Below are 24,736 nucleotides of genomic sequence, written 5' to 3' on the forward strand. Positions count from 1 at the left end.
AAATAATAAACGTTATCGACAGTTTACCGCAGATTGCCCGGCGATGCTGCCCGCCCGACTGTCATCATAGTGTCAACTGCCTGCGCTAGCGTGGCCTCAAGCAAGGTAATTGATTGAAAGGGATAATAAAATGCAGATACGAGTTTCGCTTTTAGCCGCCGCGCTGGTCTTTGCGCTGCCCGCGCTGGCAAAAGATGTGCCCCTCTCCCAGGCGGCGACGCTGGCGGCAACAGTGACGCCTGCCGCCAGCAGCCCGGATTTTACTGCCCTTGAAGCGGATTCGCTCACTGCCCTGCGCCGCGCGCTGCAGGACAAAGACGGCGCCGTGACGCGCGCGAGTCTTGAGGATGCCGGGCAGTCTGACGTTCAGGCCGACAAAGCCTGGCTCAAGGCCAGCGGCTACGATTTCCATAAAGAGGCGCGCCAGCAGGCGGGTATTGAACTGCTCTCCGGCTTCAGCGCGCTGCCGGCGCCGGTGCTGGCGGCGAATCTGGCAACGGTGACGACCATCAACCGCGACGCCGCTGCCGCCACCCGTCACCAGGCGCTGGCCGATGCGGAGGGGATCGATTTCCTCTATTTCCTCAGCGATGCGCTGGGACCGCGCCTGGGCAGGGCGTTTATTACCGCCTACGATAAGGGCGAGCTTGGCAAGGCGGCGGCGCTGATCAAGGCCAGCGAAATCGGCACCGGTAAAGCCAAAAAACACTTTCACAACGACCGGCCGTTTCTGGTGAAGGGCAACACCATCCACCTGGTTCCGGACGATACGGTGCTGAAGGATAACAAGCCCTATACCGCCGACGGCGGCTCTTTCCCCAGCGGGCATACCAACACCGGCGTCACCGACGCGCTGCTGCTGGCGCAGATGATCCCGGAGCGCTACGATGCGCTGGTCACGCGCGGGGCGCGCTACGGCTACTCGCGCCTGGTGCTGGGCGTTCACTATCCGCTGGACGTGATGGGCTCGCGAATGGTGGCCGAGAGCAACGTCGCGACCTTCCTGAACGATCCCGCCTACCGGGCGCTGTTTAACGAGGCGCGGGACCAGCTGCGCGCGGCGCTGGCGAAGGAGTGCGGCGTTTCCCTCACCGAGTGCGCGAAGCCGGCGGGCAAAGACGATCCGTACAGCAGCCCGGCGATGAGAACGTTTTATACCTTTACTATGACCTACGATCTGCCGCGTCAGGCGGGCGGGCAGGGCGCGCTGGCGGTGCCGCAGGGCGCCGAGGTGTTGCTGGAGACCGCCCTGCCGCAACTCTCCGCCGCGCAGCGCCGGGCGCTGATGGTGAAGACGGCGCTGCCGGCGGGCTATCCGCTCTCCGGCTCGACGCCGGAGCAGCAGTTCTGGCAGCGGCTCAATTTGGTGGAGGCCCGGCGCGCTGCGAAGTGACCTTTACCGGTCGGCAGCGCGCCGGCCGGTTATTTCAGTTCCGCTCTCTCTGCCATTGAAATCCTCTACACTTAACCCCATTCTTGCTCTTATCGCTTAAGCGCCGGAGCACGCGCTCCGACATTCACTCTTTCAAAGGACCGCGCTGATGACCAATCCATTACTCACGCCTTTCGACCTGCCGCCATTTTCTGAAATCCAGCCGGAGCACGTGGTGCCTGCGGTCACTAAAGCGCTGGACGACTGCCGCGCGGCGGTAGAGCGCGCGGTGGCGCAGGGCGCGCCCTACAGCTGGGAAAATCTCTGCCAGCCGCTGGCAGAAGTGGACGACGCGCTGGGCCGCATTTTCTCGCCGGTCAGCCACCTTAACTCGGTGAAAAACAGCCCCGAGCTGCGCGAAGCCTATGAGCAGACCCTGCCGCTGCTCTCCGAATACAGTACCTGGGTCGGCCAGCACGAAGGCCTGTACCAGGCGTACCGCGATCTGCGCGACGGCGACAACTACGCCGGCCTCAATACCGCGCAGAAAAAAGCGGTCGATAACGCCCTGCGCGACTTCGAGCTGTCGGGCATCGGCCTGCCGAAAGAGAAGCAGAAGCGCTACGGCGAAATCGCCGCCCGCCTTTCTGAGCTCGGCAACCAGTACAGCAACAACGTCCTCGACGCCACCATGGGCTGGTCGAAACTGATTACCGACGAGGCCGAACTGGCGGGGATGCCGGAAAGCGCCCTGGCGGCGGCAAAGGCGCAGGCCGAGGCTAAAGAGCAGGAAGGTTACCTGCTGACCCTCGATATCCCGAGCTATCTGCCGGTAATGACCTACTGCGACAACCAGGGCCTGCGCGAAGAGATGTACCGCGCCTACGTGACCCGCGCCTCCGATCAGGGGCCGAATGCCGGCAAGTGGGACAACAGCCCGGTGATGGCGGAAATTCTTGCCCTGCGCCACGAGCTGGCCCAGTTGCTGGGCTTTGAGAGCTACGCCTTTAAGTCGCTGGCCACCAAAATGGCGGAAAACCCGCAGCAGGTGCTCGACTTCCTCACCGATCTGGCTAAGCGCGCCCGCCCGCAGGGCGAAAAAGAGCTGGCCCAGCTGCGCGCTTTCGCCAAAGCGGAGTTTGGCGCCGATGAACTGCAGCCGTGGGATATCGCTTACTACAGCGAGAAGCAGAAGCAGCACCTCTACAGCATCAGCGACGAGCAGCTGCGCCCCTATTTCCCGGAGAACAAAGCCGTTAACGGCCTGTTCGAAGTGGTTAAGCGCATTTACGGCATCACCGCCAAAGAGCGTAAAGATATCGACGTCTGGAATCCGGACGTGCGCTTCTTCGAGCTGTATGACGACAGCGGCGAGCTGCGCGGCAGCTTCTATCTCGACCTCTACGCCCGCGAGCACAAGCGCGGCGGGGCCTGGATGGACGACTGCGTCGGCCAGATGCGCAAGGCGGACGGCTCCCTGCAGAAGCCGGTGGCCTACCTGACCTGCAACTTCAACCGCCCGGTCAGCGGCAAGCCCGCGCTGTTCACCCACGATGAGGTGATTACCCTGTTCCACGAGTTCGGCCACGGTCTGCACCATATGCTGACGAAGATCGAAACCGCCGGTGTCTCCGGCATCAGCGGCGTGCCGTGGGATGCGGTTGAACTGCCGAGCCAGTTTATGGAGAACTGGTGCTGGGAGCCGGAGGCGCTGGCCTTTATCTCCGGCCACTATGAGACCGGCGAGCCGCTGCCGAAGGCGCTGCTGGATAAAATGCTGGCGGCGAAAAACTACCAGGCGGCGCTGTTTATCCTGCGCCAGCTGGAGTTCGGCCTGTTCGACTTCCGCCTGCACGCCGAGTTCAGCCCGGAGCAGGGCGCGAAGGTGCTGGAGACGCTGGCCGAAATCAAAAAACAGGTGGCCGTGGTGCCGGGGCCGGGCTGGGGCCGCTTCCCGCACGCCTTCAGCCACATCTTTGCCGGCGGCTATGCGGCGGGCTATTACAGCTACCTGTGGGCCGATGTGCTGGCGGCAGACGCCTACTCCCGCTTTGAAGAGGAGGGGATCTTTAACCGCGAAACCGGCCAGTCGTTCCTCGACAACATCTTAAGCCGCGGCGGTTCCGAAGAGCCGATGACCCTGTTCAAACGCTTCCGCGGCCGCGAGCCGCAGCTGGACGCGATGCTCGAACACTACGGCATCAAGGGCTGACGCGCTTCGTGAAAATCTGTTTGGTTGATGAATCGGGCGCCGGAGATGGCGCCTTATCCGTTCTGGCGGCCCGCTGGCAGCTGGAGCACGATGCCGACAACCCGATGGCGCTGGTGTTAACGCCGGAGCATCTGGAGCTGCGCAAGCGCGATGAGCCGAAGCTCGGCGGGATTTTCGTGGACTTTGCCGGCGGGGCGATGGCCCACCGGCGGCGGTTCGGCGGCGGGCGCGGCGAGGCGGTCGCCAAAGCGGTGGGCGTTAAAGGCGATTACCTGCCGGAGGTGGTGGACGCTACCGCCGGCCTGGGCCGCGACGCCTTCGTGCTGGCCGCCGTCGGCTGCCGGGTGCGGATGCTGGAGCGCAATCCGGTTGTCGCCGCGCTGCTCGACGACGGGCTGCGGCGCGGCTACGCCGATGCGGAGATCGGCGGCTGGCTGCGGGAGCGCCTGACGCTTATTCACGCCTCCAGCCTGACCACGCTTGCGGACATTACCCCGCGTCCGCAGGTGGTCTATCTCGATCCGATGTTTCCGCACAAGCAGAAGAGCGCGCTGGTGAAAAAAGAGATGCGGGTGTTTCAGTCGCTGGTGGGGCCGGATCTGGACGCTGACGGCCTGCTGGCGCCCGCGCGGCGGCTGGCGACGAAGAGAGTGGTGGTGAAACGCCCGGACTATGCGCCTCCGCTGGCGGACGTCGCTACCGCCAATGCGGTTGTGACCAAGGGACACCGCTTCGATATCTATCCCGGCAGCGCGGAATAAATAAAAAAACCGAGGCGTAAACCTTAATGCCGATCAGTTAAGGATCGGTTGAACGATCCAGTGATTGTGCAAAAATCCGTAATCTCGCAAGGATTACGGATTTTTTTTATGCTGCTTAGCCAGGCTCTCGACACCGTCCATAAATTCACACCTAAAGAGTTTTCTGCTCTGTCTGATCTCCTGTCACCAGAACTCATCAATGAATGTCTTGTGGACACCGGAGTGGCCACTATACGTAAGCGCCGACTGCCGATGGAAATGATGGTATGGGCCGTCACCGGAATGACTCTGTTCCGCTCACTTTCCATGAATCAGCTGGTTTCACATCTTGATATTCTTCTCCCGGGTAAGCGTCCCTTTGTTGCTCCCGGTGCGGTTGTACAGGCCCGTCAGCGGCTGGGGGCCGATGTCATCAGGAGCGTATTCGAAAAAACAAGCCAGCTCTGGTTCGAAAAAACGCCGCTGTCGCACTGGAACGGGCTGACGCTCATGGCAGTAGATGGAACCCTGTGGCGAACGCCGGATACACCGGAAAATGATGCTGCATTCGGAAGAACGGCTAACGGTCATAACCGCTCCGAATGGCCTCAGCTGCGTATGGTTTGCCAGATGGAAGTGACAAGCCACCTGTTGACGGGAACGGCATTCGGCAGCGTATCAGCCATCAGTGGGGTTGACCTCGCCGCTCAGTTGGCCGAACAGATGCCGGAGCACTCGCTGACGCTCATGGATAAGGGTTTTTATGCCCTGGGGCTACTGCATCACTGGCAGACATCAGGCCAGGAGAAGCACTGGCTAATCCCGCTGAAAAAAGATGCACAGTATAAGGTGGTGCAAAAACTGGGTAAGGGAGATGAGTTGGTTGAACTGAAAGTCTCACCACAGGCCAGGCGTAAGTGGGATAGTGTGCCGGAAATACTGACAGCACGACTGGTCAGCAAAGAAGTTAACGAGAAAACAGTCTGTATACTGACCTCAATGAGCGACCCGCTGAGATATCCAAAAGCAGACATCGTTGACCTGTACAGCCATCGCTGGGAAATAGAGCATGGGTTCAGGGAAATGAAGCAGCACCTTCTGAACAATGAGCTGACGTTAAGGAGGCGAAAGCCGGAGCTGGTAGAGCAGGAACTATGGGGAGTGGTACTGGCCTATAACCTACTGCGCTTTATGATGACACAGATGGCCTACAGCCTGAAAGGCGTGGAGCCGTATCAGATAGGTTTTAAGCAGGCAAGCCTCTATCTGACGGCACAGTTAAGCATCCTGCCAGCAGTAGCTCCCGGTAAGATCCCTAAAATACTCACTGAAATCATTCATATGGCAGAGAGTTTCTTTCTTCCTGGCCGAAGAAAGAGGCATTATCCTCGGGCAGTAAAAAAGAAGCCGCAACGTTACGCGTTACGGCTACCTTCAAAAGCTTAACTGACAAGCATTAAGGCGTAAGCCCCGGTTTTTTTTCAGCTTATTTAAGCGAAATTAGCTGGCCTGGGCCTGCTGCTGCCCGGCATAGCCGTAGCCTGCAGACGCCATATAATCGGCGACCGCTTTCTGGGCGTCGGCAATAACCTCTTTCAGCGGCTTATTGGCGTCGATATTCACGATATGGGCGCCGTTAAAAGTCAGCTGCGGGGTAATGGCGATTTTCTTTTCCAGCGCTTCGCGGCGGTGGTCCGGTTTACGGGCGCAGGCCACGTCCAGATCGACATTCAGCTTAATCACCAGGTCCGGCTTGACGCTGGCCATCCAGTGAAACGCCTTTTTTTCCTGCTTGCGCATCCAGGAAACCAGCGGGCTGCCCGGAACATTCGCTGGAAACACGGTGCCGTCATAGGCACCCGGGATCTGCTCCTGCGGGTACCGGTCGGTGAGGATGATATTGCCGTTGCGACGACAGGCGAGCATGTGGCGAAAGCGCATCAGACGGCGCAGCACGAAGAACATTACCACCAGCGCAGGGCCCATGCCCGGCAGCTCAGTTGCGGTTTTGACCTTGTGCTTCTCGATGGATTTACCGACTTTTTTACCCATCAGAGGCAGTTTACTCACGGCACGGCCAACGTTGCCGGCCTGCTTACCCAGGTGAACCTGCGCAACCGGGCCATATTGTTCTACGTAGGGGAGGAGATTTTCGCAGACCGTTGATTTTCCAGAACCATCGCTGCCAATAACCGCGATGAGTGGTGGGAGTTTTGAAGGCATAAAAATACTCACATCATAAAATATTGTAAGAAAATACTCCCTTATTCAGATATCCTCAAGGCGGCGCGCATTAAATGGCAATAGGGCAGTTGCCCTTCCGGCATTAAAAAAGGGCCACGGCACGCGGCGCAAATATTCTGAACTCAGTATCCATTAATATACAGCAAATTTTTGCAAGCAGGTTTTTTCGTGAGTCAACAGATTAGTCCAGGTTCCAGCCACCCGCCAGTGCGGGTGATCGCCATAACGGGTTGTGATGGTTCAGGTAAATCGACCCTGACAACCAGCCTGTTCAATCGCCTCTCTGTAGAGTATCCGGTCGAGATGATCTACCTCGGGCAGTCCTCTGGCCGTATCGGTGAGTGGATAAGCGAGCTGCCGATTATCGGCGCGCCCTTTGGCCGCTACCTGCGCAAAAAAGCAGAAAACGTCAACGAGAAGCCTTCCACGCCGCCCGGCGGCGCGACCGCGCTGGTCATCTACCTGCTCTCCTGCTGGCGCACGTGGAAATTCCGCCGCATGCTGCGCGTCAGCGGCCCGGACAAGCTGCTGATCGCCGACCGCTGGCCGCAGAATGAAGTACCGGGATTTCGCTTTGACGGCCCGCAGCTGGCGAAAACCCGCGGCGGCGGACGCTGGGTGGAGATGCTCAGGGCGCGCGAAGAGAAGCTCTACGACTGGATGGCCTCTTACCCGCCGGCGCTGCTTATTCGCCTCAATATTGACGCCGAGACCGCCCACGCGCGTAAGCCGGATCACAAGCTCTCCGCGCTGCGCGAGAAGGTGGCCGTTATTCCCGGTTTAACCTTTAACGGCGCAAATATTCTCGACCTTGATGGCCGGGATCCCGCAGACCACGTTGTTGATGAATCGCTGCGCGCGGTTCGCGCTGCGCTGGCATAACGCTGCATCACCAAAGATTAAAGTACATGCAAACAGATAAACTCAATACGCAGAGCGATGCGTCCCTGCCTTATATTCCCGGCCTTGTCGCGGTTGTCGGCTGTGACGGCACCGGTAAATCCACGCTGACGGCCGATCTGGTAAAACACCTGAATAAACGCTGGGCCACCGAGCGCCGCTATCTGGGACTGGTGTCCGGTGAAACCGGGGACAAAATTAAACAGTGGCCGCTGATTGGCGTCTGGCTTGAGCGGCGGCTGGCGAAGAAGACCTCTAAAGCCCAGAGCATGAGCACCGGCGGTCCGGCGCTGTGGGCGGCCCTGATTATGTACGGCTTTTCTCTCTACCGCATGGCGAACCTGCGCAAGGTGAAGGCGCTGGCCGACAGCGGCGTACTAGTCATCAGCGATCGCTACCCGCAGGCGGAGGTTTCCGGCTTTTATTACGATGGCCCGGGCATTGGCGTTGAGCGCGTGACCGGCAGGCTGAAGACCTGGCTTGCGCAGCGCGAGCGTCGGCTTTACCAGCAAGAGATGGCGAAGTACCGCCCCGAATTGCTGATTCGCCTGGATATTGACGTCGAGACCGCCTTCTCGCGTAAGCCTGACCACGATTACGAAGAGCTGCGGGATAAAATCGGCATCATGTCGACTATCCAGTACAACGGTACCCATATTTACGAGCTGGACTCAAGAATGCCGTACAAAGATGTGCTGGCGAAAGCGCTTGAGCTGGTTTCTGACGTTGCCGGGAAGTCGCACCGTAATCGCGCGTCGCAGAACGGTGCCGCCGACGGGCAGGCATAACGGGCTTTGGCTTAACATGCTTTCTCGCCTTTAGATTAACCAATTTTTAGTTTATTCTGATGCCCGCCTGGCGCCAGCCCGGACTTTTTAGTCGTCCGGGCGCTGTTAATGGAACGCAACCGTTCTGGCTCTATATACCAAGGACAGAGGCACCTCTTAACTCAGACCATAACTATTGGCGTGTCTGAAGTGTATGCCGGGGAAGTTATTTCCGCTGAGCGATCGATAATCTGGTCTGACTGGTTTTTTTAGCATGAAACGTTGGTTTTCTGACGGTGCGTTCCGCACCATTATCCGCAATACCGCTTATCTGGGCTCCAGTAATGTTGTGAGCGCTCTGCTCGGCCTGATTGCGCTCTCCTGTGCCGGTAAAGGCATGACGCCGGAAATGTTCGGCGTGCTGGTGGTGGTGCAGTCCTACGCCAAAGCGATCAGTGATTTTATTAAATTCCAGACCTGGCAGCTGGTGGTGCAGTACGGCACGCCCGCGCTGGCAAGTAAAAATATTCAGCGCTTTCGCGATGTTATTTCGCTCTCCTTCGGCCTTGATATTGCCAGCGGCGCGGTCGCCGTGGCCGGCGGGATGATCCTGCTGCCGTTCCTTTCTCATTCCATGGGGCTGACCTCAGACGATTTCTGGCTGGCGATGCTCTACTGTACCCTGATCCCGTCAATGGCGGCCTCGACCCCGACCGGGATCCTGCGCGCCGTTGACCGCTTCGATCTGATTGCCATTCAGCAGGCAACCAAGCCGTTCCTGCGGGCGCTGGGCAGCGTGATTGCCTGGTACTTCGAACTGGGCTTTGCCGGTTTTGTGGTTGCCTGGTACCTCTCTAACCTTGTTGGCGGCACCATGTACTGGTGGTTTGCGGCGAAAGAGCTCAAGCGCCTGAATATCCGCAATGCCTTGCGCCCGAGCATCTTCAAAGCCGGACGCAAGCTGGAAGATGCGTGGAACTTCGTCTGGACCACCAACTTCGCCCACTCTATCTGGGCGGCGCGCAACTCCTGCACTACGGTGCTGGTCGGTATCGTGCTGGGCCCGGCGGCTGCGGGTCTGTTTAAAATCGCCATGACCTTCTTCGACGCGGCCGGTACCCCGGCAAGCCTGCTGGAGAAGAGCTTCTATCCGGAAATCATGCGCATGGACCCGCGGACGAAAAAACCGTGGAAGCTTGCCATCAAGTCCGCGGCCCTGGCAGGCGGCGTCGGTATTCTGGTGGCGGCGGCGGTGCTGCTTATTGGTAAACCGCTTATTTCGCTGGTCTTTGGCCACAAATATCTGGAGGCCTACGACCTGATTCAGGTGATGCTGGGCGCCATTGTTATCTCAATGGTGGGCTTTCCACAGGAGTCGCTGCTGTTTATGGCCGGTAAGCAGCGTATTTTCCTCGTGATGCAGACTGTCGCATCGGTCTCTTATATTATTTTGTTAATCGTACTGTCGCATTTCTTTGGCGTAATTGGTGCCGCCTGGGCCTATTTTGGCGGCCAGGCACTGGATGTGCTGACGTCGTTCTTCCCGACGATGCGTGCCTATTTTCAACGCAAGCAATTAAAATTTAAGGGTGCCAGCGAGAGTAGCTCATGACCAATACATGGAATCACTTTTCCGCGCAGACGGAGCAACGGCTTTTTGATGCTATTGACGAAGATGATGTTATTGACGAGCACGTTAGCCTGCCGCCGGTAATTAATTTACGCTGCACGGAAGAGACGATCCGCGCCAACTACGCGCTCTGCCTGCAGCACTGGGAGGACGGCTTCACCCGCACGGAGCTGTGGCGCCTGGTGAGCAAGCAGATCAGAAACGGCGGTCTCTCCAAACAGGAGCGCCAGCAGTTTAAGTATATTCGCTCACGCTATAAGCACCTGCGCTTTGCCCTGCGTCTGTACAGCCACAAACACGAAGCGCGCTATCTGTTCGGCAAGGTGACGGTCTATCTGGGCCGTTTCCAGGACGCGTTCCGCAACCAGAACGCGCAGGGCATAGCGCATTACGGCAAACTGTTGCGGATGCATTTAAGCATCCCGTTCTGGATGATGGTACGTTACTCCCTGCGCCATATCCGGCTGGCCAGCGTGGAGAATTTTAACGCCTACCGCCAGCAGCAGATGCGTGATTTGCAGCAGATGATCGCCAGGCCCGAACTGACCGGACGCGAGTTCCACGACGTGCGGAAGATAATCAGCGAGCAGGTCTCCTACTACGATACGCTGCGCGCTATCGAGCCGAACAACGAAGAGGCGCTGCAGGTATCGCGCTTTATGGCCGCCATCAACGGTATTATGGGTGACAAGCACGACGAGCTGGTGGCCGACGACCTGTCCGGGGTGAAGCCCTACAGCGCGCCCGTGTCGCTAGACGCGGATCTGCGCCAGCGTCTTGAATTGCTGCTAGAGCGCTATCCGCTGTAAGCCTCAACCAGCGCACGGCCGCGGCCGTGCGCGGTGGCCCGCCGGGCGCTATCTCGCCATTTTCGTAACGCTGTTTCCCTTGGTCTATCGTTATAGTTAACAGGGTCGCTCCCGCAAAAGGAAACAACATGAAGTTACTAAAATTGCTGCTCCTGCCGCTGTGTCTCTTCCCCCTGATGGCCTCGGCGCACAACTTTGTGGTGGGGCAGCCGCCGGCGCCGATAACCATTACCGATGGCGGAGAAATGCTGCTCAATGACGATGGTTCCTTCAGCTACCGGCCGTGGAAAAGCGCGCAGTTTGCAGGGAAGATACGCATCGTGCAGTATATCGCCGGGCGTACCTCGGCAAAAAAGAAGAACTCTTTTCTGATCAAGGCCGTTAAGGCTGCCCACTTTCCCGACGACCGCTTTCAGCCTACCACCATGGTAAACACGGACGACGCGATCCCCGGCTCCGGCTTTTTTGTGAAGGGCAAGCTTGAGAAAAATAAACGTCGCTACGCCTGGTCGCAGTTTATCGTCGATAATGAAGGGATTGGCCGACTGGCCTGGCACCTGAAAGAGGAAAGCTCAACGATTCTGGTGCTGGATAAAGAGGGGCGCGTGCGCTGGGCCAAAGACGGGGCGTTAACCACTGATGAAGTCCATCAGGTGCTGGCGATGGTGCATGATATGCTGCAAAAAGAGAGTGAAGGGTAGGCGGCCAGCGGGCTGTCTGCGCTTTGATAATGCGGGATAGTGAAAGTATATGTTTTTGATTGAGCGCTATATCGTTGGCCAGACCCAGAGGTTAGTCCTTACCATCGTGGGCTTCCTTATTTTTATCTTCGCCAGCTACTCCGCCCAGCGCTACCTGACCGAGGCTGCCAACGGCACGCTGGCGCTTGAGGTGGTGATGAGTGTGGTCTTTTATAAGGTCCTGATTGCCCTTGAGATGCTGCTGCCCGTTGGCCTGTATGTGTCGGTCGGCATTGCGCTCGGCCAGCTCTACAACGACTCGGAAATGACGGCGATGTTCGCCACCGGCGCCAGCCCGGCGAAGATCTACAAAGCCGTACTGTGGCTGGCGGTGCCGCTGGGGATCCTGGTCACCGTGCTGTCGATGTACGGCCGTCCCTGGGCCTATGCGCAGATTTATAAGCTGCAGCAGCAGTCCCAGTCGGAGCTGGACGTTAACCACCTGGTGGCCAACAAATTCAACGTCAATGACGATGGTCGCATGGTGCTGGCCTCGCAGATCAATGATGGCACCAGCCGGCTGACGGATGCCCTGATCTACACGGCGTCCGACAGCAAAACCAGCCTCTATCGGGCGCAGGTGGTGCAGGTTACCAACCCGTCGCCGAAAACGCCGTCGGTTGAGCTGAAGGCGGGTACCTCCTATACGCTGGACCACAACGGCAGCGCCGACAACGAGCAGATCTATAAGAACCTCAGCCTGCATCTCAAGCCGCTGCTGCAGGGGCTGAATATCAAACGCAAGGCGGAGTCGGCCAGGGCGCTGCTGCGCTCCCATGATTCGGCGGATAAAGCGGAGCTGCAGTGGCGACAGAGCCGCGGGATAAGCACTATCCTGATGGCGCTGATGGCCATCTCCCTGAGCCGGACAAAACCGCGGCAGGGGCGATTTGCCACGCTGCTGCCGCTGACGGTGCTGTTCATTGTTATCTTTTACGGCGGCAACGTCTGCCGGACGCTGGTGGCTAATGGCGCGATTCCGGTGATGCCCGGTATGTGGCTGGTGCCGCTGCTGATGCTGATCGGGGTCCTGCTGCTGGTTGCCCGCGACTTTTCACTGCTGCAGAAGTTTTCCCGATGAACATATTCAGCCGCTACCTGATCCGCAACGTCTTTCTCGGCTTTGCCGCCGCCGCCGCGCTGCTGATCCCGCTGTTTACCACCTTCAACCTGATCAACGAGCTGGATGACGTCAGCCCCGCGGGCTACCACTGGACGCAGGCAGTGATGGTGGTGGTGATGACCACGCCGCGCAGCCTGATCGACCTTGCGCCTTTTATCGCGCTGCTGGGCGGTATTGTCGGCATGGGCATACTGTCGAAAAACCTGGAGCTGACCGCTATCCGCACCGTCGGTTTTTCTATTTTCCGCATTGGCCTGGTGGTGCTGGTTGCCGGGGTACTGATCGCTCTGCCCCTGGGGGCGCTTGATGAGTGGGTGGCCTCGCCGCTGCAGCAGCGGGCGCTGCAGATGAAAAATAGCGCCATGGCGAAGGATAAAGACAATACCAATCCGAGCAACGTGCTGTGGGCGCGTAAAGGGAACGAGTTTGTCACCGTCAAGCAGCTCGATGCGAACCAGCAGCCGCAGGGGGTGGAAATTTTCACCTATAAGCCGGATCTGTCGCTTGAGAGCTATATCTACGCCCGCAGCGCCACGGTGCAGAAGGACGGTACCTGGCTGCTGCAGGGCGTTAATCAGAAGCGCTGGCTTGACCGCCAGAAGAAGGTTGAGACGGTGGATAGCCTGGAATGGCACTCCATTTTCACCGGCATGTCGCTGGAGGAGCTGACCATGCCGGCGGACAGCTTCTCTATCCGGCAGCTGAACCACTATATCGGCTATCTCAACGACACCGGGCAGCCGAGCGTCCAGTACCGCATCGCGCTGTGGCAGAAGCTGGGGCGCCCTATCCTGATGCTGGCGATGATCCTGCTGGCGATCCCCTTTACCTTCGTCGCGCCCCGTTCGCCCGGCGTCGGCAGCCGGCTGGCCGTCGGCGTGATCGTCGGTCTGCTCACTTATATCAGCTACCAGATTATCGTTAACCTCGGCCTGCTGCTGTCGCTTAACGTTCAGCTGGCGACGCTGCTGCCGCCGCTATTGCTGCTGGCGGTGGCGCTGTGGCTGGTCTATCGGTTCGATAAGAATCACTAGCATAGGCTAAGCTCCTTTAGAACCGCCCACCGCTGACTAAAGGAGAAACCTCATGACTGATGAAAAGAGCAGGCAGCCGCAGATCGATCCTGCCGAGGAGAATGCCTTCTTCCCCTCGGCCTACTCGCTGAGCGAGTTTACCCGCCCCGTCTCCGATCTCAGCGCCGCTGAGTATCCTCAGCGCGCGCGGCCGGGAATGAAGATCCTGGTTATTGCCGCAGACGAACGCTATCTGCCGATGGATAACGGTACGCTCTTCTCCACCGGTAACCATCCGGTTGAGACGCTGCTGCCGATGTACCATCTGCACCAGGCGGGCTTTGGCTTCGATATTGCCACCGTCTCCGGCATGATGACCAAATTTGAGTACTGGGCGATGCCGCACCAGGACGAAAAAATTGTCCCCTTCTTCGGCCAGTATCAGACGCAGTTCCGCAGCCCGAAAAAGCTCTCTGAAGTGGTGGCGGGGCTGGGTGCCGATAGCGAATATGCCGGCGTTTTTATTCCCGGCGGCCACGGTGCCTTAATTGGCCTGCCGGAAAGCGAGGATGTTGCCCGGGCGCTGCGCTGGGCGATGGGCAGCGATCGCTTCGTTATCTCAATCTGCCACGGCCCGGCTGCGTTCCTGTCGCTGCGCGGCGGCGATAATCCGCTTAGCGGCTACGCTATCTGCGCCTTCCCGGATGCGGCCGACAAGCAAACGCCGGATATCGGCTATATGCCCGGCAGCCTGACGTGGTTCTTCGGCGAGGAGCTGAAGGCGATGGGCATGACGCTGGTAAATGACGATATCAAGGGCAGCGTGTACAAAGATCGCAAGGTGCTCACCGGCGACAGCCCGTTCGCGGCGAACGCCCTTGGCCAGCTGGCGGCAAAAGAGCTGCTGGCACACTTCGGCTAAAACAAAGCGGCCCGCCGGTTTCCCGGCGGGCCGCTTTTACGAGCGTGGCTGAATTACTGATTCTTCATATCAGCAAACACCTTAATGATGGTATCGATTTGCTCGTCGCTGTGTGCGGCGTTGACGCTGCAGCGCAGCAGGGTAATACCGGCCGGCGCCGCCGGCGGCAGCACCAGGTTAACGTAAACGCCGCGGCTGATCAGCTCGCGCCAGAAGCGCAGGCCTTCTTCTTTCGAGCCAATCACCACCGGCACAACCGGGCTGATGTTCGGCCCGAGCTCGTAGCCCAGCGCCTTCAGGCCTTCATAGAGGCGATGTGCGTTGCTCCACAGCTTTTCACGCAGCTCCGGATGCTGAGCAATGGTTTTCAGCGAAGATCGCACGGAGGCGATGCTGGAGGGCGACGGTGAGGCGGTAAAGATATAGGGGCGGCTGGCGTAGCGCAGCACGTCCATCTCCTTGTTACCGACCGCGAAGCCGCCAATGGCCGCCAGGCTTTTACTGAAGGTGCCGACGATGATATCGACATCGGCTTCAACGCCAACTTCTTCCGCCAGGCCGCGGCCATGTTTGCCGAGCACGCCGAAGGAGTGTGCTTCATCAACGATCAGGTAGCCGCCGAGGCGGCGCTTGATATCGACGATCTCGGCCAGCGGGGCGACGTCGCCCAACATGCTGTAGATGCCTTCCACAATGATGATAGCGTCGCGGGCGCGCTCGCCCAGGCGCACCATGCGGCGTTCAAGGTCGCTGGCGTCGTTGTGGCGGAAGCGAATAATTTCGGCACCGCCGAGGGTGCAGGCGTCGTAGATGCTGGCATGGCTGTCGGCGTCGAGAAGAACGACGGCGCCCGGCACGGCCAGGGCGCTAATGACGCCGAGGTTTGCGGTATAGCCCGTCGAGAAGACGATAGAAGAAGGGCGATCGAAGAACTCAGCAATCTCGTGCTCAAGCTGCAGGTGCGGACCGTAGCTGCCGTTGGCCATGCGCGAACCGGTGGTACCGGTGCCCTGCGCGGCCAGCGCTGCCTGACCGGCGGCGATAGCCTGCGCATTGAAGGTCAGACCGAGATAGTTGTTGGTACCGGCGAGAATAATTTTCTGGTCGCCGATACGGCCTTCGGTTGCCGAATAGATCTCGTCAATGCAGGTACCGAAAGGATTGATACCTGAGGTTTGAAACTGTTCACGATCCTTCGCAAGGCGCGTAAACCTATCATAAAGGCCCATAGGTTTTCTCCAGGTGAGGAAGCAAGGCTGCCAGCAGCTGCGCCGGCGTTCTTACATCCAGTAAAATATTGATTGGAATGGAAATATCAAAGCGATCTTCTAACATCATCAGCAGGTCCATCACTTTGATAGACTCAAGACCGAGTTCATTAACGAGGTCGCTGTCCGGCTCGATTTCCACCCCATTTGTAACCATACCCTGTAAACATTCAAGGATATAGTCCATCACTATTTCACGATTTAGCATAGAAACTTTGACGCACCTATTGTCAGATTATCAGAACTGCCGTTCACGCAGCGCGTGTTCAAGACTGATCCTCGGGAACCAGTTTATCTCTTCCGACAAGCCGTTATTGCTTGCAGACCAGTTCTGATGTGTTAGTTCGTTGATTTTACTGCGGGTCAGCATCGGCTCTTTTCCAGCCAGACGACAAGCGATAACGCTGATGTCAGCCAGTAGTTTTAACACAGGTAATGGTATTCCGACTAATCGTACCTTTCCATTACGCACTTTTTCACCAATATGCTGCACGCGCTGCCAGTTATAGCCCGCCGGGTCACCGTCGCACAACTCGCGCGGACCGCAGGGCGGCCGCTCTGCAACCAGCCACTGGCCCACGGCTTCGGCCAGGTCAGTGACGTGCAGAAAAGAGAGCTTTGCGCTGGCATCACCCAGACGCGGTAGTATACCGCGAAGCATCCAGTCGAACAGCGGCTTCATCTCTTTATCGCCAGGACCATAGACCGCCGTCGGACGAAAAATACCGAGGGTCATGCCCGAAGCCATAGCGGTCAGCTCCTGTTCAGCCGTGCTTTTTGACTTTGCGTACCAGGAGAGATCGGGATGGCGGGCGGCAAGAGAAGACATAAATAAAAAGCGCTCGCAGCGCCCGCTCTCTATCGCCGCCTGCATTAAGTGTAGGCTACCGTTGACGTTGCAGTCGGTAAAGATGGCTTGTGCGTGTCCGCGTACCTGACCGGCGCAGTGGACGACGCAATCGGCGCCGCTGACCAGCTCGGCAAGAGAATCTCTGTCTTCGAGTGAGCCGCGTACCCAGATTAGGTTGTCTGCTGCGCTTTTTCGCGAGGTTCTGGTTAAGGCCCGCACGCGGAAGCCGCGTGCGAGAAGATTGTCAGCGATATGCTTACCAATGAAACCGGTCACACCCGTAATGGCGACCGTTTTCGTCATTGAGCATAGCCTGCCACTTGCTGCATTTGCGGAGGAGTCAGGGCTTCAGTCAGGGCAGTCAGGTAGCGTTTTTTCGCTTCCGCACGCGCCGGCTTGCCGGAGGAGGTGCGCGGGATACTGTGCGGCGGCAGCAGCTCGATATCAACGGCGACGCTGAATTCGCTCTGGATGCGCGCGGTGAGGGAGTGGACGATCTGCGCGCGGCGCTCTTCGGAGCTGACGCGGCACTGGATCTGCAGCACGATACGACCGCTCTCTTCCTGATCCTGCGGAGTGACGAACGCAATGGCGTCACCAGGATGAATTTCTGGCTCCATCTCCGCGACGTACTCGATATCCTGCGGCCAGATGTTGCGGCCGCGAATGATGATCAGGTCTTTCTTACGGCCAGTGACGTACAGGTAACCATCAAGCAGGTAGCCGAGGTCGCCGGTATCCATCCAGCCGGTTTTCTTGATCTCTTTCTGCGATGCGGCGTCGTGGAAGTAGCCGCTCATCAGGCTCGGGCCGGAGATGAAAATGCGGCCAACTTCGCGCTCCGGCAGCGGAATGCCGCTTTCGCTACGCACTTCGATACGGTGGCCAGGCAGGGCCTTGCCGCAGTTGACGAAGCTGGAAACAGCGCGAGTGTCTTTTGTCGGTACCACGGCTTTGCCCTGGTATTCAAGGATGTCGCGGTCCACTTCGTTGACTTTGAAACCTTCGTTCTCATCAGAGAAGCTGACGGCCAGCGCATTCTCAGCCAGGCCATAGCACGGCATAAAGGCGTTGCTGTTGAAGCCCACGGCGGCAAAGCGCTCGCCGAACTGTTCCAACTGCTCGGCGGAGATAGGTTCTGCGCCAACCCCGGCAACGCGCCAGCTGGAGAGATCCAGCTCGGCCATATCTTTCTCTGTGCTGCGGCGCAGGCTGAGATCGTAGCCAAACGGCGGCGCAACAGAGACGGTGCCGCGGTTTTTGCTGATGAGCTTCAGCCACAGCATCGGGCGCATGGCGAAGTCCTGGGTGCTCATGTAGTCCACGGAAAGCTGGGTAGCGACCGGCGTCAGCAGGAAGCCCACCAGGCCCATATCGTGATAAAACGGCAGCCAGGAGACGCAGCGATCGCCCGGACGTAATTTGATCCCGTCATGGCTGATAACCTGCAGGTTAGCCATCACGGAGCGATGCGTAATGATGACGCCGCGCGGGAAGCGCGTGCTGCCGGAGGTGTATTGCAGATAGGCAATGTCTTCGGGCGCGGGCAGCGTCAGTTCAATATCTGCTTCAGGCAGAGCATTTAAATCGGCATGGCTGAGAATACGCAGGTCTGGCGTATCGGTGCTTACAGAGTTGATCAGCGGCAGCCACTCTTCGCTACTGATAATCGCCGCGGGCTTACAGCTGGCGATAAGGCCCTGTAATTTGCTCATGTATGAATCACGCTGGCCAACACCCATTGGGATCGCAAGCGGCACGGCGATTAAACCGGCATACTGGCAGGCAAAGAATGATTCAACGAAGCCAACGCTGGTTTCAGCGATGAGGGCAACGCGATCGCCTTTGCGCAGATTGAGCGACAGCAGGCGACGGGCATTGGCCATCGCGCGACGCTTCAGATCGCTATATTCCAGTACGGCTACGAGTTGATTACGCCGGTCGTAGAAATTCATCCCTGTATTTCCCTGAGCGGCATAGTCTAAAGCCTCTACCAGGGATGGAAAGTCAGCATATCGCATGGGGATAGATTGGGTTGAACTTGTTTCAGACATATGCAAAGCAGCCATAGATTCAAAATCACCGAATGATACAGATATTCACTTGGGGGGAAGATGGTGTATTTTGTAAAAATTTATTTATAATATTGTAATAATAAATTTTCATTCTACCATATCTTATACTAATAAACCCACGTTCGTCAACATAAACGGTGAAAAAGTAAACGCTCATATTCATGAGTCTACCGCATGGCCGACAGATGCCTGGCATCCATAGCGACTACGCCCGCGGGTACATGGCGATTGACTCAGAAAGATGGATATAACTCGACCAGTATGACGGAAGATTTTCAAAAGTGTATGCTTAGTTTGTGATTCAGGCCCACAACAGCATCAAGTGCTAAAAAGCTGGGTCACATCAGTAGATACGATTAGCAATGATTTGTATTTATCGCTATAACGCTCAATAAATCAAATCCAAATAAAGGTTAAAAGGTATACTCGCCGGGCGCCTGATTTTGCAAATAGTAAAACAGACGAGGCGCTGTAATATTGCTGTCGTATCTGAATCCGGATTTACTAAAATCGTCGTTAAGGTAATTTTAAGGTAACTCCGCACTGTCTCGCAGCTAATGGATTGATCTCATTTTCTTATCCTAATGGATTAGTAATGATGCTGCGCAATGCTCCACGCATCATTTAATTCATGGCGCTTTATTGCGTAATTGTTTCCGTAATTTATAGAGTCTAAGGCTGGTTATGATCCGCATCGAAAAAGTCCAGGATAAGCAAGAGCTTAAGGAATTCATCACTTTCCCCTCCACGCTGTTTCGCGATGATCCTAACTGGATTGACCCTCTCTTTATTGAGCGTGAAGAGCATCTGTCGAAGAAAAATCCCGGCACCGACCACATCACCTGGCAGGCGTGGGTGGCAAAGAGGGAAGGTAAGGTTGTTGGCCGCATCACCGCGCAGATCGATACCCTGCACCGCGAACTTCACGGCGACGACACGGGCCACTTCGGCATGATTGACGCCATCGACGATCCTGAGGTGTTCAGCGCGCTGTTCGCGGCCGCCGAAGAGTGGCTCAGATCCCAGGGCGCACGTAAAATTACCGGCCCGTTCAGCCTCAACATCAATCAGGAAAGCGGTCTGCTGATCGACGGCTTTGATACTCCGCCCTCGACCATGATGCCGCACTCAAAGCCTTATTATGCCGCGCGCGTAGAAGAGCAGGGCTACAGTAAAGGCATTGACCTGCTGGCTTACTGGATGCAGCGCACCGATCTGCACTTTAATCCATCCCTGAGCAAGCTGATGGACCGGGTGCGCTCCCAGGTCACCATTCGTCGCCTCAACCGCAAGCAGTTTGCGCAGGAGATGCAGGTGATGCGCGAGATCTTCAACTCCGGCTGGCAGCACAACTGGGGCTTCGTGCCTTTTACCGAGCACGAATTTGCCACCATGGGCGATCAGCTGAAGTTCCTGGTGCCGGATGACATGATTTACATTGCCGAGATTGAAGGCAAACCCTGCGCCTTTATCGTCGGGATGCCGAATATCAACGAAGCGGTTGCCGATCTGCACGGCCGCTTACTGCCGCTGGGCTGGGCCAAGCTGCTGTGGCGCCTGAAGGTGAGCGGCGTGCGCACTGCCCGCGTGCCGCTGATGGGCGTAAGGGAAGAGTACCAGTTCAGCCGCATCGGGCCGGTGATTGCCCTGCTGCTGATTGAAGCGCTGCGCGACCCGTTTAAAAAGCGCAATATCGACGCCCTGGAGATGTCCTGGATCCTCGAAAGCAATACCGGCATGAACAACATTCTGAAGAAAATCGGCGCCCTGCCGTATAAGCAGTATCGTCTCTACGAAAAGCAGATTTAAGATGACGCGCTCTGCCGATCGGTGAAGCCGACCGGCAGAGGTTTTACAGGGAAGGACTGGCGTCAGGCAAGACGTTATTCGTCTTCTTCATCACGCAGCGGTACGATCAGCATATCAACGTGGACGGTATTGATCAGCTGACGCGCGGAAGACATCAATTTGCTCCAGAAATCCTGATGATGCCCGCAGACCACCAAATCCATATCATATTTCTTAATCGCATCGACCAGCACCTGGCCGAGGTCGCCGCTGCCGCTCAGCGTCTCCGCAATGGGATAGCCGGCGCCGGTTGAGAGCTCGGTAAGCGCATGGTGGGTCTCTTCGGAGATGCGCTTTTGCATATCGCCCAGATTGACGTCGATCAGCCCCGTATAGAGGTCGGAGTAGTTCACATCAACATGGATCAGGGAAACCTTCGCATTGTACGGACGGGCCATAGAGACCGCTTTCTCAACCAGCATTTTGCTTTCCGGTGAGAGATCGACCGCGATAAGAATGTGTTTGTAAGCCATAGTGTACTCCTTCCTTAAGTGTGTAAGCGCTACCTGAATTATAGACGATTCACCATAAAACGGAGCGGCAATCCGCGTCAATAAGCCTTACGTGCCAGAGAGATACAGGTATCATTAAAAGATTTCATCATCAACCTGATGGGATCGCAGCGCATCAGTGTGGCAAAAAAATTCACTGATCTCCTACACTATTAAAGGAGTCGGTCAGGTGGATTAATGTGACCGTACTCGCACTCTTTCACAAACTGTCGGTTGAGTTTCGGGGGAGCGGTAGCCCCGGAGAGGGTCTCCGTGGGCGGGTCGCCGGGGAGGAGGTATGATCAGCACTGTCGCGCTGTTTTGGGCTCTGTGTATTGTGTGTGTGATAAATATGGCGCGCTATTTTTCATCGCTGCGCGCCCTGCTTGTGGTACTGCGCGGCTGCGATCCGCTGCTTTATCAGTACGTGGACGGCGGCGGTTTCTTTACCTCTCATGGGCAGCCGGGAAAGCAGATGCGCCTCGTGTGGTATATCTGGGCGCAGCGCTATCGCGATCATCATGATGATGAATTTATTCGCCGCTGCCAGCGGGTGCGCGGGCAGTTTATTTTGACCAGCGCGCTGTGTGGCCTGGTGCTGGTGAGCATGATCGCACTGATGATCTGGCACTGAACTGCCGTAAAAAAAACGGGTCCGCCTGCGCCGACCCGTTTTTTATTGCCTGACGTTCAGCGCCGTCAGATGAGCTTCAGGCTCAGCCAGTAGAGCACGCCGGAGAGAATAATCGCCGCCGGCAGGGTAAGCACCCAGGCCATCAGAATGTTGGTGACGGTCTTGCGCTGCAGGCCGCCGCCGTCAACGATCATCGTACCCGCAACGGAGGACGACAGAACGTGGGTGGTGGAAACCGGCATCCCGGTATAGCTCGCCAGACCAATCGACAGCGCGGTGGTCATCTGCGCGGATACGCCCTGAGCATAGGTCATGCCCTTCTTACCGATCTTCTCGCCGATAGTGGTCGCGACGCGTTTCCAGCCAATCATCGTTCCCACGCCGAGCGCCAGCGCCACGGCCATGATTATCCAGATGGGCGCGTACTCGATGGTGCTGAGCATATCGGTTTTCAGCTTCTTCAGCAGGCGCTGATCGTCGCCGGTCACCTGCGGCAGCTTAACGGTTTTGTCCACCGTGTCAGAGATACAGAGCATAATGCGGCGCATCTGGCTGCGCTGCTCAAGCGTCAGCGAGTCGTAAGTTTCGGTATTACCCAGCAGATCCTTGACGAAATTCAGCGCATTGATCGTATTTGATGGATGGCAGTGGAAGTCGGAAGGCTGGTTCGCCTCCTCTTCCGGCGGCGGGATCAGCTGATTAACGCCGGTCGCCTCTTTCAGCAGGCCAGCATTATGCTGATAGAAGATCTCCAGGTTATTCACCGCATCGCGGGTCCGGGTGATTTCATAGCTTGAGGCATTCATATTAATGACGAAGCCCGCAGGCGCAACGCCGATGAGGACCAGCATCACCAGGCCGATGCCCTTCTGGCCGTCGTTGGCGCCGTGAGAAAACGCCACGCCCGCGGCGGAGAGGATAAGCGCGATACGGGTCCAGAACGGCGGCTTTTTCTTACCGTCTTTCTTGGTTCGCTGGGTCGGCGTCAGGTGGGTGCGGCGGCGCTTTTTGGTGCCGCTCCAGTAGCGGCGCAGCAGCAGGATCATCCCGCCAGCGACCACCAGGCCGACAATCGGCGAGAGGATCAGTGAACCGAAGATCCCGGCAACTTTAGGCAGGTTCAGCGCGTCGACCACGGAGGTATCCGTCATCAGCGCGTGGGTCAGACCAATACCGATAATTGCGCCAATCAGCGTATGCGAACTGGACGCCGGCAGGCCGACATACCAGGTGCCGAGGTTCCAGATAATCGCCGCCAGCAGCATGGAAAAGACCATGGCCAGGCCATGAGCAGAGCTCATGTTAAGCAGCAGTTCCGTTGGCAGCATATGCACGATGGCATAGGCGACGCTCAGACCGCCCAGCAGGACGCCGAAGAAGTTGAAGACAGCCGCCATCAGCACCGCCAGCTGCGAACGCATTGCACGGGTGTAGATGACCGTTGCTACAGCGTTTGCCGTATCGTGGAAGCCGTTGATCGCTTCGTAAAACAGAACAAAAACCAGAGCAAGCAATAATAAAAGCCCGGTATGTAAATCCAGGCCGGTAAACAAATGTAGCATAGGACGTTACGCCATTTTGAGGACATGAACGCGGCGCATTATCGTGGACAAACGCGGCGCGGGCAAAGAGAAATATAGACTTTTATTGATTATTGTTCAGAACCGCAGCAGCGCACTCAGGATTTATCCTATATCTTTCAACGGCATGTCATGAAGGCGGAAAATAGAGGCTGGTCGCGGCGGCGGGGAAAATTTACAATTCCCGACACTATAAACAGTGGGGTGAATACGTGGAAAGGTTTGATGCCATCGTGATCGGCGCGGGTGCGGCGGGAATGTTTTGTGCGGCGCAGGCGGGGCAGGCCGGTCTGCGGGTGCTGCTGCTGGATAATGGCAAGAAGCCCGGCCGCAAGATCCTGATGTCCGGCGGCGGGCGCTGCAACTTCACCAATATGTATGTGGAGCCAGCGGCCTACCTCAGCGGCAATCCTCATTTCTGCAAGTCCGCGCTGGCCCGCTATACCCAGTGGGACTTTATCGACCTGGTGGGCAAATACGGCATTGCCTGGCACGAGAAAACGCTGGGCCAGCTGTTCTGCGATGACTCGGCGGCGCAGATTGTCGATCTGCTGGTCAGCGAATGCGGGAAGGGCGGGGTAGTGACCCGCCTGCGCAGCGAAATTCTCAGCGTCGCGCGCGATGAAGAGGGCTATCAGCTGCAGCTCAACGGCGAAACTGTTTTTGCCCGCAGGCTGGTGATTGCCAGCGGCGGCCTGTCGATGCCGGGGCTGGGCGCGTCGCCCTTCGGCTACAAAATCGCCGAACAGTTTGGCCTCAGAGTGCTGCCCACCCGGGCCGGGCTGGTGCCGTTCACGCTGCACAAGCCGCTGCTCGAACAGCTGCAGGCGCTTTCCGGCGTCTCCGTCCCCGCCGTCATTACCGCCGATGACGGCACGGTATTCCGCGAGAGCCTGCTGTTTACCCACCGCGGGCTTTCCGGCCCGGCGGTGCTGCAGATCTCCAGCTACTGGCAGCCGGGCGAATTTGTCACCATTAACCTGCTGCCGGAGTGCGATCTGGCGGCGTTTCTCGACGCGCAGCGCGCGGAGCACCCCAACCAGAGTCTGAAAAATACCCTGGCGATGCAGCTGCCGAAGCGGCTGGTCGAGTGTCTGCAGCTGCTCGGACAGATCCCCGATGTCTCGCTCAGACAGCTTAACAATAAAGAACAGCAGCAGCTGATTGAGACGCTGACAGCCTGGCGGGTACAGCCTAACGGCACCGAAGGATACCGCACCGCGGAAGTGACCCTCGGCGGCGTCGATACCAATGAGCTCTCTTCGCGCACGATGGAGGCGCGCAGGGTGCCGGGCCTCTACTTTATCGGCGAAGTGATGGACGTCACCGGCTGGCTGGGCGGCTATAACTTCCAGTGGGCGTGGTCGTCGGCCTGGGCCTGCGCGCAGGCGCTGGCGGAGAGATAACCTTTCCTCTTGCAAATCCCGCTGCGGAAGTTCACTATTTAATACAAGGTGATGGTGTTCCACCTTTCCCAACCGCTTCCCTGAGAAGATGATGACGCCTGGTATGTCTCTT

General features: G+C 57.6%; 22 protein-coding genes and 1 riboswitch. Of the genes, 15 read left to right on the forward strand and 7 right to left on the reverse strand.

Going from position 1 to position 24,736, the window contains the following annotated elements:
• The first annotated feature begins 130 nt into the window (after positions 1–130).
• From ENGE1_RS12280 to ENGE1_RS12295, 4 genes are all read left to right on the forward strand, one after another.
• On the forward strand, positions 131–1,393 hold the full coding sequence (locus ENGE1_RS12280) for an acid phosphatase (RefSeq protein WP_048253647.1): 1,263 nt from the start codon (positions 131–133) through the stop codon (positions 1,391–1,393).
• A gap of 148 nt (positions 1,394–1,541) precedes the next feature.
• On the forward strand, positions 1,542–3,584 hold the full coding sequence (gene prlC, locus ENGE1_RS12285) for an oligopeptidase A (protein WP_048253640.1): 2,043 nt from the start codon (positions 1,542–1,544) through the stop codon (positions 3,582–3,584).
• 8 nt (positions 3,585–3,592) lie between these two features.
• On the forward strand, positions 3,593–4,345 hold the full coding sequence (gene rsmJ, locus ENGE1_RS12290) for a 16S rRNA (guanine(1516)-N(2))-methyltransferase RsmJ (RefSeq protein ID WP_048253641.1): 753 nt from the start codon (positions 3,593–3,595) through the stop codon (positions 4,343–4,345).
• A 108-nt stretch (positions 4,346–4,453) separates the two neighbouring features.
• Positions 4,454–5,770, forward strand: a complete 1,317-nt coding sequence (locus ENGE1_RS12295) for an IS4 family transposase (protein ID WP_064360624.1) — start codon at positions 4,454–4,456, stop codon at positions 5,768–5,770.
• Between the two features lie 54 nt (positions 5,771–5,824).
• On the opposite strand, the gene ENGE1_RS12300 is transcribed toward ENGE1_RS12295, so the two are convergent.
• Positions 5,825–6,547 carry a dTMP kinase gene (locus ENGE1_RS12300; protein ID WP_043086325.1) on the reverse strand — a complete coding sequence of 241 codons (723 nt, stop codon included), beginning with the start codon at positions 6,545–6,547 and terminating at the stop codon, positions 5,825–5,827.
• 189 nt (positions 6,548–6,736) lie between these two features.
• On the opposite strand from ENGE1_RS12300, the gene ENGE1_RS12305 reads away from it, so the two are divergent.
• The 8 genes from ENGE1_RS12305 to hchA all read left to right on the forward strand — a co-directional run bounded on the left by ENGE1_RS12305 (position 6,737) and on the right by hchA (position 14,472).
• Entirely contained in the window at positions 6,737–7,450 is a 714-nt protein-coding gene (locus ENGE1_RS12305) for a nucleoside/nucleotide kinase family protein (protein ID WP_048254550.1), read from the forward strand.
• A 26-nt stretch (positions 7,451–7,476) separates the two neighbouring features.
• On the forward strand, positions 7,477–8,256 hold the full coding sequence (locus tag ENGE1_RS12310) for a nucleoside/nucleotide kinase family protein (RefSeq protein WP_048254548.1): 780 nt from the start codon (positions 7,477–7,479) through the stop codon (positions 8,254–8,256).
• A gap of 253 nt (positions 8,257–8,509) precedes the next feature.
• Complete coding sequence (locus ENGE1_RS12315; protein ID WP_043081237.1) at positions 8,510–9,847, forward strand: lipopolysaccharide biosynthesis protein; 1,338 nt, start codon at positions 8,510–8,512, stop codon at positions 9,845–9,847.
• On the forward strand, positions 9,844–10,674 hold the full coding sequence (locus ENGE1_RS12320) for a hypothetical protein (protein WP_043081236.1): 831 nt from the start codon (positions 9,844–9,846) through the stop codon (positions 10,672–10,674). Before ENGE1_RS12315 ends, ENGE1_RS12320 begins: the two co-directional genes overlap by 4 nt.
• Positions 10,675–10,802: 128 nt before the next feature.
• The gene (locus tag ENGE1_RS12325; protein WP_043081235.1) at positions 10,803–11,375 is read left to right on the forward strand and encodes a YtfJ family protein; all 573 of its coding nucleotides are present in this window, start codon (positions 10,803–10,805) and stop codon (positions 11,373–11,375) included.
• Between the two features lie 49 nt (positions 11,376–11,424).
• Positions 11,425–12,495, forward strand: coding sequence for an LPS export ABC transporter permease LptF (gene lptF / locus ENGE1_RS12330; RefSeq protein ID WP_043081234.1), 1,071 nt, complete (start codon positions 11,425–11,427; stop codon positions 12,493–12,495).
• Positions 12,492–13,571, forward strand: coding sequence for an LPS export ABC transporter permease LptG (lptG, locus tag ENGE1_RS12335; protein WP_048254547.1), 1,080 nt, complete (start codon positions 12,492–12,494; stop codon positions 13,569–13,571). The genes lptF and lptG overlap by 4 nt, the downstream gene beginning before the upstream one ends.
• A 52-nt stretch (positions 13,572–13,623) precedes the next feature.
• Positions 13,624–14,472 carry a glyoxalase III HchA gene (gene hchA, locus ENGE1_RS12340; protein WP_048254545.1) on the forward strand — a complete coding sequence of 283 codons (849 nt, stop codon included), beginning with the start codon at positions 13,624–13,626 and terminating at the stop codon, positions 14,470–14,472.
• Between the two features lie 53 nt (positions 14,473–14,525).
• Here the strand turns inward: hchA and spt are convergent, their stop codons facing one another.
• From spt to ENGE1_RS12360, 4 genes are read right to left on the reverse strand one after another with little or no spacing between them, the layout of a single operon-like run.
• Positions 14,526–15,701: a serine palmitoyltransferase gene (gene spt, locus ENGE1_RS12345; RefSeq protein ID WP_043081231.1), complete on the reverse strand. Its 1,176-nt coding sequence runs from the start codon at positions 15,699–15,701 to the stop codon at positions 14,526–14,528.
• Positions 15,688–15,948: an acyl carrier protein gene (locus ENGE1_RS12350; RefSeq protein WP_043081230.1), complete on the reverse strand. Its 261-nt coding sequence runs from the start codon at positions 15,946–15,948 to the stop codon at positions 15,688–15,690. The genes spt and ENGE1_RS12350 overlap by 14 nt, the downstream gene beginning before the upstream one ends.
• A gap of 30 nt (positions 15,949–15,978) precedes the next feature.
• Positions 15,979–16,893 carry an NAD-dependent epimerase/dehydratase family protein gene (locus ENGE1_RS12355; protein WP_043081229.1) on the reverse strand — a complete coding sequence of 305 codons (915 nt, stop codon included), beginning with the start codon at positions 16,891–16,893 and terminating at the stop codon, positions 15,979–15,981.
• Positions 16,890–18,644 carry a fatty acyl-AMP ligase gene (locus ENGE1_RS12360; protein ID WP_371320880.1) on the reverse strand — a complete coding sequence of 585 codons (1,755 nt, stop codon included), beginning with the start codon at positions 18,642–18,644 and terminating at the stop codon, positions 16,890–16,892. Before ENGE1_RS12360 ends, ENGE1_RS12355 begins: the two co-directional genes overlap by 4 nt.
• Before the next feature lie 705 nt (positions 18,645–19,349).
• Between ENGE1_RS12360 and ENGE1_RS12365 the strand changes: the two genes are divergently transcribed.
• Positions 19,350–20,474, forward strand: a complete 1,125-nt coding sequence (locus ENGE1_RS12365; protein ID WP_043081227.1) for a GNAT family N-acetyltransferase — start codon at positions 19,350–19,352, stop codon at positions 20,472–20,474.
• Positions 20,475–20,548: 74 nt separating this feature from the next.
• Here the strand turns inward: ENGE1_RS12365 and uspA are convergent, their stop codons facing one another.
• Positions 20,549–20,986 carry a universal stress protein UspA gene (uspA, locus tag ENGE1_RS12370; protein WP_043081226.1) on the reverse strand — a complete coding sequence of 146 codons (438 nt, stop codon included), beginning with the start codon at positions 20,984–20,986 and terminating at the stop codon, positions 20,549–20,551.
• Positions 20,987–21,302: 316 nt separating this feature from the next.
• On the opposite strand from uspA, the gene uspB reads away from it, so the two are divergent.
• On the forward strand, positions 21,303–21,638 hold the full coding sequence (gene uspB / locus ENGE1_RS12375) for a universal stress protein UspB (protein WP_043081225.1): 336 nt from the start codon (positions 21,303–21,305) through the stop codon (positions 21,636–21,638).
• Between the two features lie 65 nt (positions 21,639–21,703).
• Here the strand turns inward: uspB and pitA are convergent, their stop codons facing one another.
• Entirely contained in the window at positions 21,704–23,200 is a 1,497-nt protein-coding gene (pitA, locus tag ENGE1_RS12380) for an inorganic phosphate transporter PitA (RefSeq protein WP_043081224.1), read from the reverse strand.
• Between the two features lie 230 nt (positions 23,201–23,430).
• Between pitA and ENGE1_RS12385 the strand changes: the two genes are divergently transcribed.
• Complete coding sequence (locus ENGE1_RS12385) at positions 23,431–24,624, forward strand: BaiN/RdsA family NAD(P)/FAD-dependent oxidoreductase (protein WP_048254543.1); 1,194 nt, start codon at positions 23,431–23,433, stop codon at positions 24,622–24,624.
• 38 nt (positions 24,625–24,662) lie between these two features.
• Positions 24,663–24,732: riboswitch (Fluoride riboswitch) on the forward strand.
• Positions 24,733–24,736 lie beyond the last annotated feature (4 nt).

The sequence above is a fragment of the Pluralibacter gergoviae ATCC 33028 = NBRC 105706 genome, from assembly GCF_001598855.1.
Lineage (GTDB): Bacteria > Pseudomonadota > Gammaproteobacteria > Enterobacterales > Enterobacteriaceae > Pluralibacter > Pluralibacter gergoviae.

What these genes read in the sequence shown, in the direction of transcription:
- prlC (WP_048253640.1), top strand. Translation starts at nt 1,542, where the DNA reads ATGACCAATCCATTACTCACGCCTTTCGACCTGCCGCCATTTTCTGAA.
- ENGE1_RS12320 (WP_043081236.1), top strand. Translation starts at nt 9,844, where the DNA reads ATGACCAATACATGGAATCACTTTTCCGCGCAGACGGAGCAACGGCTT.
- ENGE1_RS12280 (WP_048253647.1), top strand. Translation starts at nt 131, where the DNA reads ATGCAGATACGAGTTTCGCTTTTAGCCGCCGCGCTGGTCTTTGCGCTG.
- ENGE1_RS12325 (WP_043081235.1), top strand. Translation starts at nt 10,803, where the DNA reads ATGAAGTTACTAAAATTGCTGCTCCTGCCGCTGTGTCTCTTCCCCCTG.
- ENGE1_RS12360 (WP_371320880.1), bottom strand. Translation starts at nt 18,644, where the DNA reads ATGTCTGAAACAAGTTCAACCCAATCTATCCCCATGCGATATGCTGAC.
- ENGE1_RS12355 (WP_043081229.1), bottom strand. Translation starts at nt 16,893, where the DNA reads ATGACGAAAACGGTCGCCATTACGGGTGTGACCGGTTTCATTGGTAAG.
- lptF (WP_043081234.1), top strand. Translation starts at nt 11,425, where the DNA reads ATGTTTTTGATTGAGCGCTATATCGTTGGCCAGACCCAGAGGTTAGTC.
- ENGE1_RS12310 (WP_048254548.1), top strand. Translation starts at nt 7,477, where the DNA reads ATGCAAACAGATAAACTCAATACGCAGAGCGATGCGTCCCTGCCTTAT.
- ENGE1_RS12350 (WP_043081230.1), bottom strand. Translation starts at nt 15,948, where the DNA reads ATGCTAAATCGTGAAATAGTGATGGACTATATCCTTGAATGTTTACAG.
- ENGE1_RS12295 (WP_064360624.1), top strand. Translation starts at nt 4,454, where the DNA reads ATGCTGCTTAGCCAGGCTCTCGACACCGTCCATAAATTCACACCTAAA.
- uspB (WP_043081225.1), top strand. Translation starts at nt 21,303, where the DNA reads ATGATCAGCACTGTCGCGCTGTTTTGGGCTCTGTGTATTGTGTGTGTG.
- lptG (WP_048254547.1), top strand. Translation starts at nt 12,492, where the DNA reads ATGAACATATTCAGCCGCTACCTGATCCGCAACGTCTTTCTCGGCTTT.
- pitA (WP_043081224.1), bottom strand. Translation starts at nt 23,200, where the DNA reads ATGCTACATTTGTTTACCGGCCTGGATTTACATACCGGGCTTTTATTA.
- ENGE1_RS12365 (WP_043081227.1), top strand. Translation starts at nt 19,350, where the DNA reads ATGATCCGCATCGAAAAAGTCCAGGATAAGCAAGAGCTTAAGGAATTC.
- hchA (WP_048254545.1), top strand. Translation starts at nt 13,624, where the DNA reads ATGACTGATGAAAAGAGCAGGCAGCCGCAGATCGATCCTGCCGAGGAG.
- ENGE1_RS12300 (WP_043086325.1), bottom strand. Translation starts at nt 6,547, where the DNA reads ATGCCTTCAAAACTCCCACCACTCATCGCGGTTATTGGCAGCGATGGT.
- uspA (WP_043081226.1), bottom strand. Translation starts at nt 20,986, where the DNA reads ATGGCTTACAAACACATTCTTATCGCGGTCGATCTCTCACCGGAAAGC.
- spt (WP_043081231.1), bottom strand. Translation starts at nt 15,701, where the DNA reads ATGGGCCTTTATGATAGGTTTACGCGCCTTGCGAAGGATCGTGAACAG.
- ENGE1_RS12315 (WP_043081237.1), top strand. Translation starts at nt 8,510, where the DNA reads ATGAAACGTTGGTTTTCTGACGGTGCGTTCCGCACCATTATCCGCAAT.